The sequence below is a fragment of the Microbulbifer variabilis genome, assembly GCF_052468405.1.
In genome coordinates this window covers 1,977,712-1,993,993 of sequence record NZ_CP174343.1, presented here as the reverse complement: position 1 = coordinate 1,993,993, position 16,282 = coordinate 1,977,712, and the positions used below count along the sequence as shown (strand labels likewise).

The 16,282-nt window shown below is 47.0% G+C and carries 15 protein-coding genes and 2 tRNA genes; 9 read left to right on the top strand and 8 right to left on the bottom strand.

Translation table 11 applies throughout. The annotated features are described in order from the left end of the window. Positions 1 to 319: 319 nt before the first annotated feature. The 5 genes from ACJJJB_RS09065 to ACJJJB_RS09045 all read left to right on the top strand — a co-directional run bounded on the left by ACJJJB_RS09065 (position 320) and on the right by ACJJJB_RS09045 (position 6,480). Positions 320 to 973, top strand: a complete 654-nt coding sequence (locus ACJJJB_RS09065; protein WP_026305042.1) for a response regulator — start codon at positions 320 to 322, stop codon at positions 971 to 973. 41 nt (positions 974 to 1,014) lie between these two features. Next, positions 1,015 to 2,829 (top strand): excinuclease ABC subunit UvrC, encoded by a 1,815-nt coding sequence (gene uvrC / locus ACJJJB_RS09060; RefSeq protein ID WP_445366094.1) that lies wholly within the window; start codon positions 1,015 to 1,017, stop codon positions 2,827 to 2,829. A 104-nt stretch (positions 2,830 to 2,933) separates the two neighbouring features. After that, entirely contained in the window at positions 2,934 to 3,500 is a 567-nt protein-coding gene (gene pgsA / locus ACJJJB_RS09055; protein ID WP_020412939.1) for a CDP-diacylglycerol--glycerol-3-phosphate 3-phosphatidyltransferase, read from the top strand. A gap of 257 nt (positions 3,501 to 3,757) precedes the next feature. Beyond that, positions 3,758 to 5,467 (top strand): sulfatase-like hydrolase/transferase, encoded by a 1,710-nt coding sequence (locus ACJJJB_RS09050; protein ID WP_444946710.1) that lies wholly within the window; start codon positions 3,758 to 3,760, stop codon positions 5,465 to 5,467. A 56-nt stretch (positions 5,468 to 5,523) separates the two neighbouring features. Then, positions 5,524 to 6,480, top strand: coding sequence for a lipid A-modifier LpxR family protein (locus tag ACJJJB_RS09045; protein ID WP_445366093.1), 957 nt, complete (start codon positions 5,524 to 5,526; stop codon positions 6,478 to 6,480). A gap of 116 nt (positions 6,481 to 6,596) precedes the next feature. Here ACJJJB_RS09045 and ACJJJB_RS09040 read toward each other — a convergent pair whose 3' ends face one another. Then, positions 6,597 to 7,070, bottom strand: coding sequence for an LEA/WHy family protein (locus ACJJJB_RS09040; RefSeq protein WP_282953389.1), 474 nt, complete (start codon positions 7,068 to 7,070; stop codon positions 6,597 to 6,599). A gap of 187 nt (positions 7,071 to 7,257) precedes the next feature. On the opposite strand from ACJJJB_RS09040, the gene ACJJJB_RS09035 reads away from it, so the two are divergent. Together ACJJJB_RS09035 and ACJJJB_RS09030 are read left to right on the top strand one after the other, a co-directional pair. Beyond that, positions 7,258 to 8,421: a dipeptidase gene (locus ACJJJB_RS09035; RefSeq protein WP_507021918.1), complete on the top strand. Its 1,164-nt coding sequence runs from the start codon at positions 7,258 to 7,260 to the stop codon at positions 8,419 to 8,421. 148 nt (positions 8,422 to 8,569) lie between these two features. After that, positions 8,570 to 8,989, top strand: a complete 420-nt coding sequence (locus ACJJJB_RS09030) for a GFA family protein (RefSeq protein ID WP_353376256.1) — start codon at positions 8,570 to 8,572, stop codon at positions 8,987 to 8,989. Positions 8,990 to 9,071: 82 nt separating this feature from the next. Here the strand turns inward: ACJJJB_RS09030 and ACJJJB_RS09025 are convergent, their stop codons facing one another. The 3 genes from ACJJJB_RS09025 to ACJJJB_RS09015 all read right to left on the bottom strand — a co-directional run bounded on the left by ACJJJB_RS09025 (position 9,072) and on the right by ACJJJB_RS09015 (position 11,449). Then, positions 9,072 to 9,773: a glutathione S-transferase family protein gene (locus ACJJJB_RS09025; protein WP_445366091.1), complete on the bottom strand. Its 702-nt coding sequence runs from the start codon at positions 9,771 to 9,773 to the stop codon at positions 9,072 to 9,074. 65 nt (positions 9,774 to 9,838) lie between these two features. Further along, entirely contained in the window at positions 9,839 to 10,381 is a 543-nt protein-coding gene (sigZ, locus tag ACJJJB_RS09020) for an RNA polymerase sigma factor SigZ (RefSeq protein WP_445366090.1), read from the bottom strand. 528 nt (positions 10,382 to 10,909) lie between these two features. Continuing rightward, positions 10,910 to 11,449 carry a Dps family protein gene (locus tag ACJJJB_RS09015; RefSeq protein ID WP_020412931.1) on the bottom strand — a complete coding sequence of 180 codons (540 nt, stop codon included), beginning with the start codon at positions 11,447 to 11,449 and terminating at the stop codon, positions 10,910 to 10,912. 247 nt (positions 11,450 to 11,696) lie between these two features. Here ACJJJB_RS09015 and ACJJJB_RS09010 point away from each other — a divergent pair, with 247 nt between their 5' ends. Next, positions 11,697 to 12,245 (top strand): NADPH-dependent FMN reductase, encoded by a 549-nt coding sequence (locus ACJJJB_RS09010; RefSeq protein WP_282953391.1) that lies wholly within the window; start codon positions 11,697 to 11,699, stop codon positions 12,243 to 12,245. A gap of 194 nt (positions 12,246 to 12,439) precedes the next feature. Continuing rightward, complete coding sequence (gene lepB / locus ACJJJB_RS09005) at positions 12,440 to 13,090, top strand: signal peptidase I (protein WP_282953392.1); 651 nt, start codon at positions 12,440 to 12,442, stop codon at positions 13,088 to 13,090. Between the two features lie 360 nt (positions 13,091 to 13,450). On the opposite strand, the gene ACJJJB_RS09000 is transcribed toward lepB, so the two are convergent. From ACJJJB_RS09000 to ACJJJB_RS08985, 4 genes are all read right to left on the bottom strand, one after another. Next, positions 13,451 to 13,537: transfer RNA gene (locus tag ACJJJB_RS09000), tRNA-Leu, on the bottom strand. A gap of 91 nt (positions 13,538 to 13,628) precedes the next feature. Then, positions 13,629 to 13,702, bottom strand: a tRNA-Cys gene (locus ACJJJB_RS08995). 492 nt (positions 13,703 to 14,194) lie between these two features. Then, a complete protein-coding gene (locus tag ACJJJB_RS08990) occupies positions 14,195 to 15,409 on the bottom strand; it encodes a hypothetical protein (RefSeq protein ID WP_445366089.1) in 1,215 nt (404 codons plus the stop codon). Positions 15,410 to 15,714: 305 nt separating this feature from the next. Then, complete coding sequence (locus tag ACJJJB_RS08985; RefSeq protein ID WP_020412909.1) at positions 15,715 to 16,164, bottom strand: phosphate-starvation-inducible PsiE family protein; 450 nt, start codon at positions 16,162 to 16,164, stop codon at positions 15,715 to 15,717. Positions 16,165 to 16,282 lie beyond the last annotated feature (118 nt).

The window sequence follows — 16,282 nt, the reverse complement described above, 5'->3', positions numbered from 1 at the left end:
CATATCCGTATCGAAGGACGCAAATAGTGCGGAAAGGAGAATGTTGATCGCAGAAAAATAACTTGGTACGTTTTTACGGTATAATAAATGGTTATAAAGGCAGCAAGATCCTGTGGCCAAATGTCTTTTCGGCAGCATTTGAAACGGCAGTATTGCTTTGCAGTAGCGTTTTTGTCTGGTATGTTGCGACAGGATTCTTGGGGTGGATCTACACGGGGTAGTTTCCTCGTGAGTAAAAAGAAGAACGCAGTTTGAGGGAGCGCGCGATGGGGACTAATACGCTGCGCAGCCGCTGCACTTATCCGTAGTTGGGGATAATTTGATCAAAGTCTTAGTGGTGGATGATCACGATCTTGTGCGAATGGGGATTTCGCGCATGCTGAGTGACGTCGCGGATATAGAGGTTGTTGGCGAGGCAAACTGTGGCGAAGAAGCCTTGGAGTTTGTGCGCCAGTCTGAGGTCGATGTCATCCTGATGGACGTTAAAATGCCTGGAATGGGTGGTCTTGAGGCAACGCGAAAGTTGCTCGGCCGCTGTCCAGGGGCCAAGGTGATCGCGGTTAGTGCCCTAGATGATGACCTATTCCCTGGTCGATTAATGCAGGCCGGCGCCATGGGTTATGTCACTAAGGGGGCAGACCTGGAGGAGATGGTTCGCGCTATTCGTACTGTTGTCAGTGGTGGTGTCTTTATCAGTAACTCCATGGCCACCAAAATGGCTTTGCGGAATGTCTCTGGCCAAGCGGAAAACCTGTCTCCTTTCGAGAAACTATCCAAACGTGAATTACAGACCGCTGATATGATTGTTAACGGCGCTAAAGTCGCAGAGATTGCCCAGTCGCTTTCCGTAAGCCCGAAAACCGTAAATAGCTATCGCTACCGGATATTTGAGAAGCTGAATATTAACAGCGATGTGGAGCTAACTTTGCTTGCCGTTAAGTACCAGATACTTGACCCAGAAGCGGCTCTTTAATTTCTGTGGGAACCTGATGAACCCACTGTACCGATTGCCAGATGTTTGATAGCAAGCGTTTTTTATCCTCGGTTACCCGCAAGCCTGGCGTTTACCAGATGTTTGATGCGGATAACCGGATCCTTTATGTGGGTAAAGCGAAAAACCTTCGCAACCGGCTTTCTAGTTATTTTCGAAGCTCAGGCCTTACTGTAAAGACCATGGCGTTGGTGCAGCGTATTGGCAATATTGAAGTCACTGTCACCCGTAGCGAGACAGAGGCCTTAGTACTTGAGCAAAGCCTGATCAAGTCCCAGCATCCACCTTACAATGTGATGTTGAAAGACGATAAGGGCTATCCTTACATTTTTCTCTCGAGCAGCGATACTTTCCCACGTATTGCTTTGCATCGTGGAGCCAAGCGTAAGAAGGGACGCTACTTCGGCCCTTTCCCTAATGCCTCATCGGTTCGCGATAGCCTGAATTTCCTACAGAAGACATTTCGTATCCGTTCTTGTGAAGACAGCGTCTTCCGCAATCGCTCCCGGCCCTGTCTTCAATACCAAATTGAGCGCTGTACTGCGCCCTGTGTGAATTTTATCGGTGAGGATGAGTATCGACAGGATGTGAGGCATGCGGAAATGTTTCTCACCGGCAAGAGCGACAATATAATCCGCGAACTTGCCGACCAAATGGATGATGCCTCCAGAGCCTTGGAGTTTGAAAAAGCTGCGCGCCTGCGGGATCAGATCTCTGCTTTGCGCCGCCTCCAGGCCGATCAGGTGGTAGAGGGTGATAGTGGCGATGTCGATGTGCTCGGGGTGGCAAGTGAAGGGGGAAGTTGCTGTGTACACGTTCTGTTTATTCGACAGGGGCGTATCTTGGGCAGTCGCAGTTACTTCCCCAGTGAACGTCTCGGCTTGAGCCCCGTGGAGCTGCTTTCTGCTTTTGTACCCCAATTCTATATTGGCAATCCTCGTGAAATTCCTCGCGAGATATTGGTCTCGGAAGCCCTTGAAGATATGCAGCCTTTACAGCAGGCTCTCGGTGTACAGGCAGGAAGGGACGTTGCGATCGTATATCGTTTGCGAGGCAGAAGAGCTACCTGGGTAGAAATGGCACAGCAGGCGGCACAACAGAATTTAAGCAGCCGTACAGCTGCCCAGCAAAAGTTAATTGGTCGTTTTGAGTCTCTTCAGGAGGTACTTGGGTTAGAGCAGCTGCCAGAAAGACTGGAGTGTTTTGATATCAGCCATTCATCCGGTGAAGCAACGGTCGCATCTTGTGTTGTGTTCGATACCGGCGGCCCTGTTAAAACGGATTATCGTCTGTTTAACATCAAGGGAATACAGGCCGGGGATGACTATGCCGCAATGGGACAGGCCCTTAAGCGACGTTATACAAGACTGTCTGATGGGGAGGGTAAGTTTCCAAATATCCTGTTAATCGATGGGGGTAAAGGCCAGGTGAGCCAGGCTGTTGAATCCCTCAATCAGCTTGGGGTTGTTGGCGTACAAATTATAGGTGTGGCTAAGGGCACCACTCGCAAGGCTGGATTTGAAACTCTGCATGTTGTTTCTAGCAATAAAGAACTCGTGCTCTCCGCTGATTCAGCTGCATTGCACCTGATTCAACAAGTTCGAGATGAGGCCCATAGATTTGCTATTACGGGGCATAGAGCTCGGCGGGATAAAAAGAGGCGAGAGTCCCCACTCGAAGGCATTGGTGGGGTAGGGCCTGCGCGTCGGCGAGCATTGCTGCGCCACTTTGGTGGTTTGCAGGAAATTAAGAAGGCTACGGTGACAGAAATTGCCAGCGTGGAAGGAATAAGTCGCAAACTCGCACAAGATATATATTCGGCCTTACATCACGAATGATAAACAGCTGAAGTTGTCGAAAAAATTATCCGGCTTTCCTACTGAGCGTTTCATTTTGTGCGATGGCTTGTTAACGTACGCCCTCCACAAGAACAGAGAAAAGTATGACACTCGCCAATCAACTGACACTGCTTCGCGTTGCACTGATTCCGGTCCTGGTTTTGGTTTTCTATTTACCTTATAAGTGGAGCTATATCGCCTCTGCCGTGATTTTTGCTGCCGCTGCAGCCACAGATTGGTTGGATGGTTACCTGGCGAGAAAACTAAACCAAAGTACAGCCTTTGGCGCCTTCCTTGATCCGGTTGCAGATAAGTTGATGGTGGCCACTGCTCTAGTGTTACTTGTTGGGCTGCATAAGAGCGCCTGGTTTACGGTGGCGGCCGCAGTAATAATTTGTCGTGAGATCGCTGTTTCTGGGTTGCGGGAATGGATGGCAGAGTTGGGCCAGCGTAGCAGCGTTGCAGTTTCTTATGTAGGCAAGATAAAAACGACCGCACAAATGGCAGCGATCATAGTCCTTCTCGCTTTTGATGTCCGAGACTTTCCAGTGATGGAAACACTGGGCTACCTGTTGCTGTATGTTGCCGCAGCGCTCACTCTATGGACCATGGTGATGTACCTGCGCGCAGCTTGGCCGGTGTTAATGGCGGACAATCATAAGTCTCCATGACCTAAATCCCTTCATATTACCGGTCTTATTATTTATAGGTGTCCCCCTGCTTGAGGCGGGGGCTCTCCACATCTCAAAGTCTACCCTTCCTGACGTAATTACTGAGCGTGTAACGTCCAACCATTTACAAAAACTCTCTATTTGTCGTCACATATAGCGCTGCCATTGGGTCGTTCTTCTAGAGTGATGAATTGGGTTTGTAACTCAATTCATCAAAGTATTGCTGTCCCAGCCAAAATAAATATAGGAGGGTGGGTGTGTTAGTGAGGCAATCTCTGGCAGGGCTACTGGCGCTGCTGTGCTCAATGTTACCGCAGGCGCAGGTGGTGCATGATGCCGAATATTACGTGCTGAAGATGCAAAATGGTGGGCGCTGGCAAAAAGAAGATTCTGAAATAGCCAAACGCTTGCAGGCCCTGCGGGAAAAGCATGGGCAGCCACCGAATATCATTTTCCTACTTTGGGATGATACCGCCTTTGGTGCTGTTGGCTTTCCTGTACTTCAAAAGAACTTTGGTTACACAACACCCAATTTAAACAAGATGGCGGCAGAGGGTATCAACTTTACACGTATGTATACCGAACCCTCCTGTACGCCTACCCGAGCAGCTGTGCTTACCGGTCGTCATCCGGTGCGGTATGGCATGGGGGCTGTGGGAATGCCCCACGAATTTTCCGGTCTTCGCGCTGAAGAGGTAACCATTGCGGAGGTACTGTCAAAGGCCGGCTATGCCACGGGATTCTTTGGGAAGGGCCACTTGGGAGATATCGAGGAGAGCTATCTGCATAACCAGGGATTTGATGAGGCGTTATTTACTCCCATGAACCAGATAACCTCTCTCTTCAATCCCCAGGCCAATGCTGTAAATGCAGTACTTGGTATGTTTCCTGAGATATACCCTCCCGATCCTTATCGCCTAGACAATCCAGGCCTGATTCCCTCCGGTTGGGTAATGAACATTGAGGGTGAGAAAGGGCAGCAGGGTAGGGAGTGGTGCGGTACTTCCAACGAGTGTTTTAGCAAGTTTGACCCGGAGGCGGAGCGTCGCACCATGGCATTCATCCGTAAGAATGCCGAAGCCAAAAAGCCGTTTTTTGTGGCTTACTGGCCCAATTTTCTGAATTTTATGGCTGCCTTTATGCCCAAACCCTCAGTTTCTGGTCTGATGGTGGCAGACTCATTCCCCGCAGTCGATGACTTCACTGGCCAATTGATGGCAGAGCTGCAAGAGCTGGGTATTGCGGAGAATACCCTTTTTGTCGCCATGGCAGACAATGGCCCCATGGTGCATAGCCCGCCGGCAGGTTGGGGCATGCTCCCAATGTTATATCGGGGGGGGAAAGGGGATTTTACTGAGGGAGGTGTGAGAGTACCGGCTTTTGCTTGGTGGCCGGGCATGATTCAGCCCGGTCAGGCAGTTGGGGACATCATTCATATCACGGACCTATACACCACATTTGCAAGGCTTGGCGGTGCGACTGAGCATATTCCCACCGATAGGGTAGTGGATGGTCTGGACCAGACAGCGCTGCTGCTAAATGGTGACACCTACAGCCGTCGGGATTATGTTTTTATCTATGCCGGTCACAACCTGGGGGCTACGGTAAAAGGGAGATATAAGCGTCACTGGATTGGTGCTGGTGAGGTCGCATCTTCAGGAATGCCGGAGGCTTACTACGACCTATATATGGACCCCCGTGAAGAGTATCCGCAATTAGTGCCCTTAATTTATACCCAGGGGCAGTTCAATCACATGGTAGCCCGGCACCGGCTCTTTAAAAAGAAGTACCCGGATGTGCCCAGTGGGAAGGGTATCCCCTACACCGGACTGGCCAATGCGCGCCCCGAAACCAAAGCCATTGGGCAGCGGGTTAGAGCGGTTATGGAAGAAATGCCATTTAGCATTCAGGAGTACCTTGAGTTTGAAATTCCTGGGGCTGATAAAGTTGGTGACTGGGGCAATTAATCACAGGGCTACTAACTTGATGTACCGGTTTCAACGGATGAAGGGGCGGGTTAAGGGTGCTGAGGAATATAAAAAAACTCCCGATTTTTATTGTTAGTTTGGTTGCTGCCTGTTATCACTCATTGGCCAATGCGAATGACTCTCCCAGGGGGAAACTCCAGCTGGAATTGGTCAATGATGCATTTTTCCAAACTGATAGGGACTATACCGGTGGTCTCTTTATCCGTTGGAGTCCTCTAGGCAAAGCCTACACTTTAAGGCTTGGCCAGGAGATCTATACCCCGGACCATCTCGGTAGATCTGCACCAATCAATGATGAACATCCATATGCTGGTTGGAGCTATTTAGGCGCAAGCTACAAATATCAGTTCTCTAATCGCTGGATTGTTGATTTCACTCTTGATGCGGGGACTATTGGTCCTAGGTCTGGTGCTCGTCTCACACAGACTTTTCTACACTGGATTGTCTCCTCGCCACCTCCACATGGGTGGGACTCCCAGATTTTTAATGAATGGGGGCTAATGCCGGAGCTTAAGCTGGATTACCGATTACCTAAAGTGAATCTTGGAGGCATGAACTATCGCTTGGTCCCTTACTTACACTGGAAAACCGGCAACATAGTCCGAGATTATGCTGCCGGAATCACCTTATTATTGGGTAGTTCTTTACCAGCTTTCAGTGCGATATCTTTACCGCGAGTAGGGAATCAATACTGGTATTTTAAGCTGGGGATGGAACATAAAGCAGTTCAGAGAAATGTATTAATGGAGGGAAACTCCGAGATTAAGAGGGGAGTAAAAGTTTTCAGTTATGGTGTAGTCCCAGAGAAAGAAGTGACCCTCGCAAATATCGGGGCTTTTTGGGGGCGTAATACCTATGAATTTGGCTTCAATATCAGGTACAACACGAAAATTTATACTTCCCAGGTTCGTCCTGATGAAGGCTTTCTGAGCCACAATGGTGCCCCGATGGGTAACTTTGTAATGTCTTTGATTGTCACTAAGCAATTATGAGTTTTTCATTGTCAGGAGGACGATATCTACTTGCCCTCCTGAATAGCTGCGCTACAAGCTTTAATTAAGACTCGGCACTGAAGTAGTAATGCTGAGTAATGAACCCTGGAGAAGACTTATTGATACTGATTCAAGCTAATCACACCACTTCTATTCACCCTGATTGAAGGGAGCAGCGATTTACTCAAGCCTATTTTTGCTTCCAGCTCATAAGGTATGGAATCTTGATTTTGATTAATAAGGTCGACAGCAGCAAAGATAGACCCAACCAGGCTGGCAGTAGCATCCACAGCAATATCATCCTGACCGTAGGGAGCAATGGGCATGAGGTTGTTGGAGGTGCCTGTCAGCACTTTATGTCCCCCTAAGCGTAAGGTGTAATAAAGTCCTGATAGTGCCAGCTCACTATTGTTTGGGTTAAAGACCCTGAGGTGTATTCGAAACTTCAGGTTGTTGCCAGTTCTTGCGGGCAGTGGTTCTACTGCGATCACTTCTACCTCGGGTTTTTGAAAGTTAGGCGAAAGTGCTGCACAACCAGTGAATAGTGCCGTAATCAGTATTAACAGAGTGAGTCGATAGTATTTTGCCACTGTTATTCCTTAGTCTTCCTATCTGCTAGTTATTACACTGGGCTGCTGAACCTTAGCGTAATTAGTTCGAGCTTTCCGGTTCATTTGCCCAGTGATTACTAATTGACCTCTAAAGTTCCTGACATACCACAACTTCTTAGGTTATAACGGCAACTTTACGCAACATTATTGACTACCGAGACTCATTATGAAGACGTGGCTTGCAAGTTCGACAGCACTGGCACTGATATTGTTCTCGAGTTGGAGATGGTTTTTACTTCCAGAGGTCGAACGAAATTTAAACAAAATAGGTTCTGCTGGTTATTCTGAGACCTCCGAGCAGGCTAGAACATTGCATAGATCACTTATTGTTGGTGACCTGCACGCGGATAGCTTCCTCTGGGCGAGAGATTTATCAAATGACGCCAGTTATGGTCATCTTGATTTACCCAGAGCCCGGCGCGGCAATCTCGGAATACAGGTTTTTACTTCAGTCACCAAGTCTCCCAGAGGGCAAAACTATCGTGAAAATTCTGCTGATGCCGGAGACAACATAACGCTATTAGCGGTCGCTCAAGGTTGGCCACCGAGAACCTGGAATAGCCTTTTAGAGCGTGCGCTCTTCCACTCCGAAAGGGCCACTGCTCTACTGGAATCTTTCCCGGAGCAGTTTCGCATTGTACACACCGCTGAAGATCTGCGCCAAGTCCTTCAGGCCCGGGAGCGAGGAGCCAGCACTCTCGCGGCAATTCTCGGTATTGAAGGAGCCCATCCACTGGAGGGTAAATTATCTAACATAGATCGCTTATACGATGCTGGTTTTCGGGTGATGGGATTACAGCATTTTTTTGATAATGAGTTGGGTGGATCGCTTCATGGGCAAAGTGAAGGCGGTTTAACGGAGTTTGGAAGCCTGGCTGTTCAGGAGATGGATCGTCGTTCGATTATTATTGATGTAGCCCATTCTTCTGAAACCGTTGTTAGAGATGTGTTGGCACTGACAGAACGGCCTTTGATTGTTTCTCATACAGGATTGAAAGGCAGCTGTAACTCGCCGCGAAATATTAGCGATGACCTTATGAAGGAGATAGCTGAGCGTGGAGGCTTAGTAGGTATCGGTTTTTGGAAAGGGGCAGTTTGCGATAACAGCCCCCATAATATTGTTAAAACAATTCGCTATGCCGTAGAGTTGTTGGGAGTGGATCATGTTGCTTTAGGATCAGATTATGACGGTAGTGTTGAGGTTTCATTTGATGTTGGCGACCTGGATCTGTTGACTGGGGAAATGTTGAATCAAGGATTTACAGAGAGAGAAATCCGCAAGGTTATGGGAGAAAATATACAAGAGTTTTTCCTGAAGTATCTGCCCTAAAGCGTTTTAATTTGCTTCCTGAAGTGGCTATAGGGTGGGGTGTAATGGCGAAGTTGTGTGTTTATTACACGTGGAAGATGTGTGCAATGGCTTCAGGTTGTCCTTTCGGCACGTATGGCCAATTCTATTAATAACTAATGGAGATGTTATGTACAAAGGGAGTTGCCTTTGTGGAGGCGTTAAGATTTCTATCCGTGGTGGAGTGAAGGATATTATTCACTGCCATTGTTCCCTTTGTCGTAAGTCTAGCGGAACTGCCTTTGCTACCAATGGCTTCGTAGACGCAGGCGGATTAACAATTGATCAAGGGAGGCAGCTGATCGGCTCATTCGAGCTTCGCCCGGGAAAGAGTCGGCACTTTTGTAAGGTATGTGCATCGCCGATCTACAGCTCAAATTCTGAAGACCCTTCAAGGTTCCGCCTTCGCCTTGGCATTCTTGATTCAGATATTCAGGAGCGCCCAATTTCTCACAACTTTGTAACTTCAAGGGCAAACTGGGACAGTCTGGATATCTTGCCTCGCTATGAGGCCCATGAGCCGAGTAGACGTAAGGGAGGGGCAGATTAGAATACATCCATTACTTTGATATTAGGGGGCAGGCTGATTAGCGATTGTCTGTGCCCCCAAGAAGGGGGCACAACAAAGTTATTTAACAACAACTGCGATTCGCGCAGGAGTTATCTTGATTGTTGATACTAATTTTACCAGTACCTAAGTAAGTATTTTCTGATAGATAGAAATCTACAAATTGCTGCTCAAAATCTTCAGGCACCGATTTTTCAGCGAGCCCCGTCTGCAGCATCTTGGCCTGCCAAGCCTTCATTTTCGGAAAGTCCGCCAGGAAATTATATCCCGAATGGAGCTCAATAATGGCGGCACGATGTAGTATTGGTAGCCATGCGATATCGACGTCACTTAGCCTTGCGTCTTTAAAGAAAGGCCCATTTCCAATAGTTTTTTCGACTTTCTCAAAGGCTTTGTCAAGTTTGTTGCTACGTTCCTCCAAGGTCTGCTTATCGGCGCTACGTTGAGCTGAACATTGCACCAGGTAATGCTTTGCGGCCTGGTAACTCCAGGCCCTATCAAGGGCGCGCTGTTCAGGGCTGATGTCTGGTTCCAGGCGGGGGTAGATGTCATTTAGGTATTCAACGATTGCGTCGGACTCAAATAGAGCTATGCCACTTTCCGTTATGAGTACTGGCACTTGCCCGTTCGGAGACACATCCAGGAACCACTGTGGTTTGTCCTTAAGCCGGATGTATTGGATTTTGTAGGGAATCTTTTTGGCCTCAAGAAGAGCGGTCACCCGTTGTACAAAGGGGCAAATTTTAAAGCTAATGACCTCAAGCATATTGATCCTCATCTCTAGTGTATATATCTATAAGACGGGCCACTCTTAAAAAGGACGATAAGATTTCAACAATTTCTGTATTTATTGGACTTAGGAACGTAGTCAATCACGGCTCCGTGACTATCGAGTGTCAGGTGGCAGCAATCCTCAAATAGACTGCGCAGTTCCCTTCTACTTTTTTGTACCCGGGACTTGACAGTAGAGTAGGGGATCCCATGTTCCTCAGAATAAGCCTTTTGCGACTGGCCATTTAGCTCGATTGCTATCAGCAGTTCTGCCGATTGAGGTGGCAGCCCTTTAATGAAGGGTTCTATACATGCCGATAAACTTTGTTGTGTATTGGTGTCTTCCTCTATCGTAAAAGAATCGTCTAGGGTCACCTCTTTTACTCTTCCTTTCTTACGATAGAAGTCAATCACCGCGTGATTGGCGACCTGAAATAACCAGGACTTGATACTCTTTTGGTCTCTGATCGTATGGATATTCTTGTGGGTTCTGATCAGAATCTCCTGAAGAATATCATCCACCATATCGGGTGATGAGATCCTGGAATGGAGGAAAGCTTTGAGGGCTGCGCTGTATTTCTTCCAGATAGAATCAATGGTCATATTTCATTACTGCTTTTCAGTCTCTCCGCAGAGGGTCATAAGCTTCACGGAGCAATAAAAATTATAGTTGCCGCAATACTAGCGGCATTTAATTGAACCATATGATTTTAGCAATGTTACGCTGTCAATCATATTTAAAGGCCTTAGCCTCGTGAAACTGGTAGCCGCCGTTCGTATTCTCGATTGCAAACAATATTAGAATCCTATGTGTCAGCAATTATTGGAAGGCATGCGGTTTGGGGTGGTGGGGGATAGTAGCATAGTGTCTTGAGAGCGCATTTAGAAATGTGACTTTCCTAAATGCTAAATGCTAAATGCAAAGCGAGGCGTATAAAAGTAATGTATTTTACAGAAGTGATGATCTTAATCTAATTCTTCTTTTTCTAATTAATGATGAGCTTGATAGGTTGGAGACCCGCCGATTATGAACTGAAGTTGTCATGTTAATCCTAGTGGGCCTGTAATACGATATATTTTCTAAAGTGCCATAGGATGTAATCCGCTCTAAAGTCTAGGGACATGAGAAATCTAATGCCGTGTTAGACCTGATCTCCGGCTTGCTTCAAACAGGAACCAAGCCCGTTTTTCCGACTGATCAATAAATTCTTCCAGTAAGCTCGCTGTTGCAACATCATGATGGTCATCACACAACTCATGCACTTCACGCATAAAAGCAACAAGCTCCTGATTGTCTTCGCATAATTCCGCTAGCATGTCTTGTGGGTCTACAAAGTCGGAGTTGTTATCAGTTGAGCGTTGCAATTTGGCGATATGACTTATGGAACGCAATGTGGTGCCTCCCAGCTTGCGCACACGTTCAGCCAGCGCGTCGGTCATGTCCAATACTTCTTCTGACTGATCATCGAACAGCAAGTGGTAGTCGCGAAAGTGTGGGCCGCTCACATGCCAGTGGAAATTCTTGGTTTTCATAAACAGCCCGAAGGTATCTGCCAGCAATGTATTCACTGCGCTGGTAATGTCTTCACGCGCGCTCTCACTCAAGTCTGTTGGGGTATTGAGTTGTGCGAGCTCTTTAGTACGCAGCGTTTCTCTTGCTGACTTCCTCATAGTAAACCTCGTGTCTTTCACGTTCAGAAAAGGAGAGAAACCAAAATGAAGAAAAATATGCCAATCAGGCTAAGGGTAGACAGTGGTGACGTGACTAGCCATTCGCGATATTCAAGAAGCAGGTTGGTATCTGGGCGGGTGTCAAATCCTAAGCGTTAATAACAGTAGTGCAAGGTACCTATAGTATATTAAAAGGTATCGATCTTCTGGTTAAGGTTGGCACAAGAAGGCTGTTAGAGGAATTTATATGGCTCCCATCAATGTGTTGGCTTTGTGTGGTAGTCTCAGAACAGAATCTTTTAATAAAAAGCTGATGCATCAAGCCATTCAGTTAGCGCCGAAGGAATTAGAATTTTACCTTAGGAAAATTGATGATATTCCTTTGTACAATGAAGATGTAAAGAATGTTGGTTTTCCAAAAAGTGTTGATCAATTAAATCAGCTTCTCTTTGCTTCTGATGCCGTGCTGATTGTCACGCCAGAATATAATTATTCAATGCCTGGGGTGTTAAAGAATACGATTGATTGGTTGTCTCGGTATGAACCACAAGGGTTTTATAATAAGCCGGTTGCAATCATGGGGGCTAGCCCTGGCCGTATGGGTACTTGTCGGTGTCAATATCATTTGCGGCAGGTGATGGTGTTTTTGAAAGCGTGGGTTCTCAATGAGCCAGAAATTATGGTAAGTGATGCCTCCAGGGCTTTCGATCAGTATGGGCGATTGGTCGATGATAGGGTTGAAAAGCTCGTGCAAAGCCAGATGCAGAACTTATCCAGAATGGTCCACCGGGGATGAGGAGCAGGGTGGTAAATTCCGTCTTCGTTTATAAGAATTACATACATTTATAAATATGATCCATTTAGATAGATATTATCTTGATTTGCGCTGAGTAGATATGCCTATTGCGATGGGGTGTCTTGCATTCGATATTTATCATCTCTAGTCTCTGGATGCTAGATTTTATGTGAGTCAGGCAAAAAGGAATTGCGATGAAGAATTTTATGGTTAGAGCTTGGGGATCGAATAAATCAATCTTATTATTTTTGGCTTTAATGTTAATTTTCAGAAGTGCTGTAGCTGATTGGAGCGATGTGCCAACAGGTTCTATGAGGCCGACAATTGTTGAAGGTGATCGAATCCTTGTCAATAAAATGGCTTACGATGTTCGTGTACCGTTTACACATTTTTCCCTTTATCAACTTTCCAACCCAGATAGGGGGGATATAGTAGTTTTTGATTCTAAAGTTTCCGGAAAGAGGCTAGTAAAACGTGTTGTTGGTGTTCCAGGGGATAATGTTAGGATGAAAAATAATATTTTAACAATTAATGGGCGGCGGCTTGATTATGAGCTTGTTAAAGCTGATGGTGATAGCCTGGATAAAATAGAAAATCTGCTAGGTGTTGAGCACTTCGTCAGAGTTGACAAACACTCTTCCCCAATGTCGAGTTTTAGCGCTGGCACTATTCCCTCAGGTCATTACTTAGCCCTTGGGGATAACAGAGATAACAGCGCTGATTCCAGGGTCATAGGTCTTATTCCCCGAAAGGAAATAGTCGGCAGGGCAAGTCGTGTTGTTTTTTCTCTGGACTATGAGAATCGCTTTCTTCCTCGTGAAGCGCGTTTTTTGAAGTCGTTGTAAATTTTAAGGGCAACCTGGAAGAGGCATAAACTTCAAGGGAGGGGTTTGGATCTGAGGAGTATATTTAATCGTAATTAGTAAGTGCGTGGAGTAGGGGTTCGCCAGTAACTTAACCCCAATGCGTATTGTTGGGTCATATTTAGTAAATCACTTGAGGGAATTTATGACTGGTATGGCCGGATCTACCGAAGGGTTGCTTGACTCTTCATTGAGTGATGAGTTTCTTATGTAAGCTGCCAACTTTTTGATCAAGTTAAAACTGAGTTGAAGTGGGGCTGGGGCTTCAAATTCTGAGGAAAAAAATATAGAGAAGCGTTCCTACTAGAGGGGGCAATAACTATCTAACTCTGAAGTGCTGTGTGGTGCCCGGGGCCGGACTTGAACCGGCACGGCCGTGAAGCCGGGAGATTTTAAGTCTCCTGTGTCTACCAATTCCACCACCCGGGCACTTCCTTTGCGAGGGGGACCATAGCTTTTTGCTCTGTCCTTCATCCTCACTTCCAGCACAATTCACAGGACTTTGTGATGGAAAGGAAAATGGAGGCTAGGGTCGGAATCGAACCGGCGTACACGGAGTTGCAGTCCGCTGCATGACCACTCTGCCACCTAGCCTTTTTATTTCACACTTAGTGCGAAATGGAACGCTGCGAATTCTATCTGATAAATCTGAAAAATCCTAGCGTTTTCTTATACTTACGTGCACTTGGCTGCGTAAGAGGCCGCTATTCTATGGACTCCCGGAGATTAGTCAAGCGTTGATTTCAACATTATGAAAAAGAAAGGTGAAAAAGTCGGGAAAGTTCCTGTGGAACGGTTAGGCAGAAGGCGTAATAACTTTTAGCACTGCTCCCAATGAACCTATTTCCATTTGTTCTAAATTTATTTTCAGCGCTGCTGGCAATCTTTCATGTGTGTTCGATACTGTCTTTATCTGGCTAGCACGTCTCCCCCAAAACGTGTTTAGTAGCGCCGGTAGAGCAGACTGAAATGGCTTGCTCTCTGTGTAGCAAGGATGAAATCCTCCAAGTTTCACTCCTAATGGTCTTGGCCCTGACGCTCTCCCCCCCCGTCGTCAGGGCTTTTTTTTATTTGCGTTTTGGCGTTTTACCGACCCTCGTCGGTAAGGTTTTCCACCGCCAGGGTTTTTATAGGTTGGCCCGCAGCTTGTTCGGATAGCTCACGGAATCGTTCCAGGGTCACTTCTCCCCGGGTGCTTGCCAGCTCCCGCGCTACATTATCAATACTGGCTTTTCCGCCGCTAGCCTTTCGAATTTCATTATCCAGCTCCAGCATAACTACGGCAGCACGGGCAGTGACTGGGCCCGAAGAGCGTCTAACCAAAAGAGAGGGGGCCTTTTTGCCCCAGCGTGCTAGTTTATCCATAGCCTCCCGGTAGCGGTCCTCACTAATTCCGCCGGTGCGACGCAGGATTTCAAGCGAGTAAAATTCAGCCAAGCCTTCAACAATCCAATCGCTCCGATCGTCCCCATGGATGCCTGTACCGACGTGTACCAGCTCATGGATCATGCTGCTGGTACGGTTTCCACTGATTAGTGGTCGATCAGCATGCATAAATAATGATCGGGTACCTGATAAGCCGCCACGCCACATTGGATCATCTGCTGTAACGATCAATAAGTGATCGGGAAAAAGCGGAAAAATTTTCTTTAACTCCGGCAGGTTCCAGTTAAGGAAGGCGAGGATATCCTGGCGGTGTATATTTTGGTCTTTGGGGCCGGAAATCCGGGTTTCGGTTCCCGCGATGATATCCTGGCGGCTGCCAATCTTGCCCACGATCATCCACCCTTTGGGCCTTACAAAGCGACGTTTAGGATCAGATAGCCGGTATAGATTATTTTCAATCTTTGGATAGGGCAGGGCAGATGACCAGCCTTTGGGCATGTCTAGCTTTAGGCGTGCATTTGAACGTCCACGGCTGGTCGCAGAGATGGGGGCTATTAACTTGTCACTGCGGAGGATTGCCCAGTCTTCGGTAATTCTGGAGTCATACCCGCCATTGCTCCTCTGGTTGTCTATCACAAAGCTGTAGCTGAGCTTTGCCTGACGGCCTTCAGGACGCCAGACTGCCTTGTCACCTTTAATCTCAAGAGGGTCTGTACTTTTAAGATCTTTGTAGCGACCCGAACTTAAATTGATCGTGAGTTTACTGGGGATACTCTTCCCGCTAAGTGCCAATTCCACCCGCGCGAGTTTGGTTTCCGGGTCTATTTTCGCTGTGTAAAGCAAGTCATAAGCCCAGGTGGCCGGGGTGATAGAAAGGATGAGTATGGAGAGAGTAAACAGTCTTGTAAGCATCATTTTTTGGCAGGAAATCCAACAAGTTGAGATTTGGACAGCTTCCAAGCCTACAGGTGCCCAAGTGTCACCTTCAAGCAAATTGGCGAGAGTAAGGCACCTGTGTCTACCAGCTCCCGGTGACTGAAGTTATCAATTAGCATTAAACACTAATAAAAAGTATACACTTATAAAGTCGTTATCAATGTGCAAATCTGACAACACCAGAAATATCCCCATTCTTTGTTAATCAATAACGGGGGAGAAGGGTTATGAGCCCTGATTTACGAGGTCGTAAACCATGTGTGTAAAGGAACCGGTAGTGGGTTTTACGCTGAACGTTTGATTTTTTCCTGTACTAACCAATAGGAAACGCCCAGTGCGATAGTGACCATGGCGATACCTATGATCTGTTCAGAGCTTACCAGTCCAAGGTCGAGAACAATTACTTTACGGGCCACAGCCATAAGGGCAGTAGCCAGAACTAACTGGACGGGTACGACATTGGTGCCCAGATACAAGCGTATATTGGTAAAAATCTCGATTGCGATCAGGACAGCCAGAAAGGCTCCGAATGTTGCGAGGATGTCCTCCATGTCGAGCAGGAGGAATGGGGGAGACTTGAGTTTCTCATAAAGCACATAAATCACATCGGCAATGGTCCAAAAAATAACCATGACCATAAGAATGGCTAGAAATCTAACTGCTGCCTTGATCGCCCGGTGCAGCTGATTGATCAGGGGGTCGTCATGTTCCTCATGAATTTCTTCGTATTTCATGGGCCTTTCTCTTTCCCTGGTGGCAGGGTGATGCTTTAGCTTGAATATATGTCAAAACCACCAGGTCAGCTATTTGGACTACTTCAGTGGATTGAAGGGAGAGTGGTTGAAAAATAGC

Excerpts from the sequence above, each read along its gene's own strand:
- ACJJJB_RS09030 (WP_353376256.1), top strand. The coding sequence starts at position 8,570 with ATGTACAAAGGGAGTTGCCTTTGTGGAGGCGTTAAGATTTCTATCCGT.
- ACJJJB_RS09025 (WP_445366091.1), bottom strand. The coding sequence starts at position 9,773 with ATGCTTGAGGTCATTAGCTTTAAAATTTGCCCCTTTGTACAACGGGTG.
- ACJJJB_RS08985 (WP_020412909.1), bottom strand. The coding sequence starts at position 16,164 with ATGAAATACGAAGAAATTCATGAGGAACATGACGACCCCCTGATCAAT.
- pgsA (WP_020412939.1), top strand. The coding sequence starts at position 2,934 with ATGACACTCGCCAATCAACTGACACTGCTTCGCGTTGCACTGATTCCG.
- sigZ (WP_445366090.1), bottom strand. The coding sequence starts at position 10,381 with ATGACCATTGATTCTATCTGGAAGAAATACAGCGCAGCCCTCAAAGCT.
- ACJJJB_RS09010 (WP_282953391.1), top strand. The coding sequence starts at position 11,697 with ATGGCTCCCATCAATGTGTTGGCTTTGTGTGGTAGTCTCAGAACAGAA.
- ACJJJB_RS08990 (WP_445366089.1), bottom strand. The coding sequence starts at position 15,409 with ATGATGCTTACAAGACTGTTTACTCTCTCCATACTCATCCTTTCTATC.
- lepB (WP_282953392.1), top strand. The coding sequence starts at position 12,440 with ATGAAGAATTTTATGGTTAGAGCTTGGGGATCGAATAAATCAATCTTA.
- uvrC (WP_445366094.1), top strand. The coding sequence starts at position 1,015 with ATGTTTGATAGCAAGCGTTTTTTATCCTCGGTTACCCGCAAGCCTGGC.
- ACJJJB_RS09035 (WP_507021918.1), top strand. The coding sequence starts at position 7,258 with ATGAAGACGTGGCTTGCAAGTTCGACAGCACTGGCACTGATATTGTTC.
- ACJJJB_RS09015 (WP_020412931.1), bottom strand. The coding sequence starts at position 11,449 with ATGAGGAAGTCAGCAAGAGAAACGCTGCGTACTAAAGAGCTCGCACAA.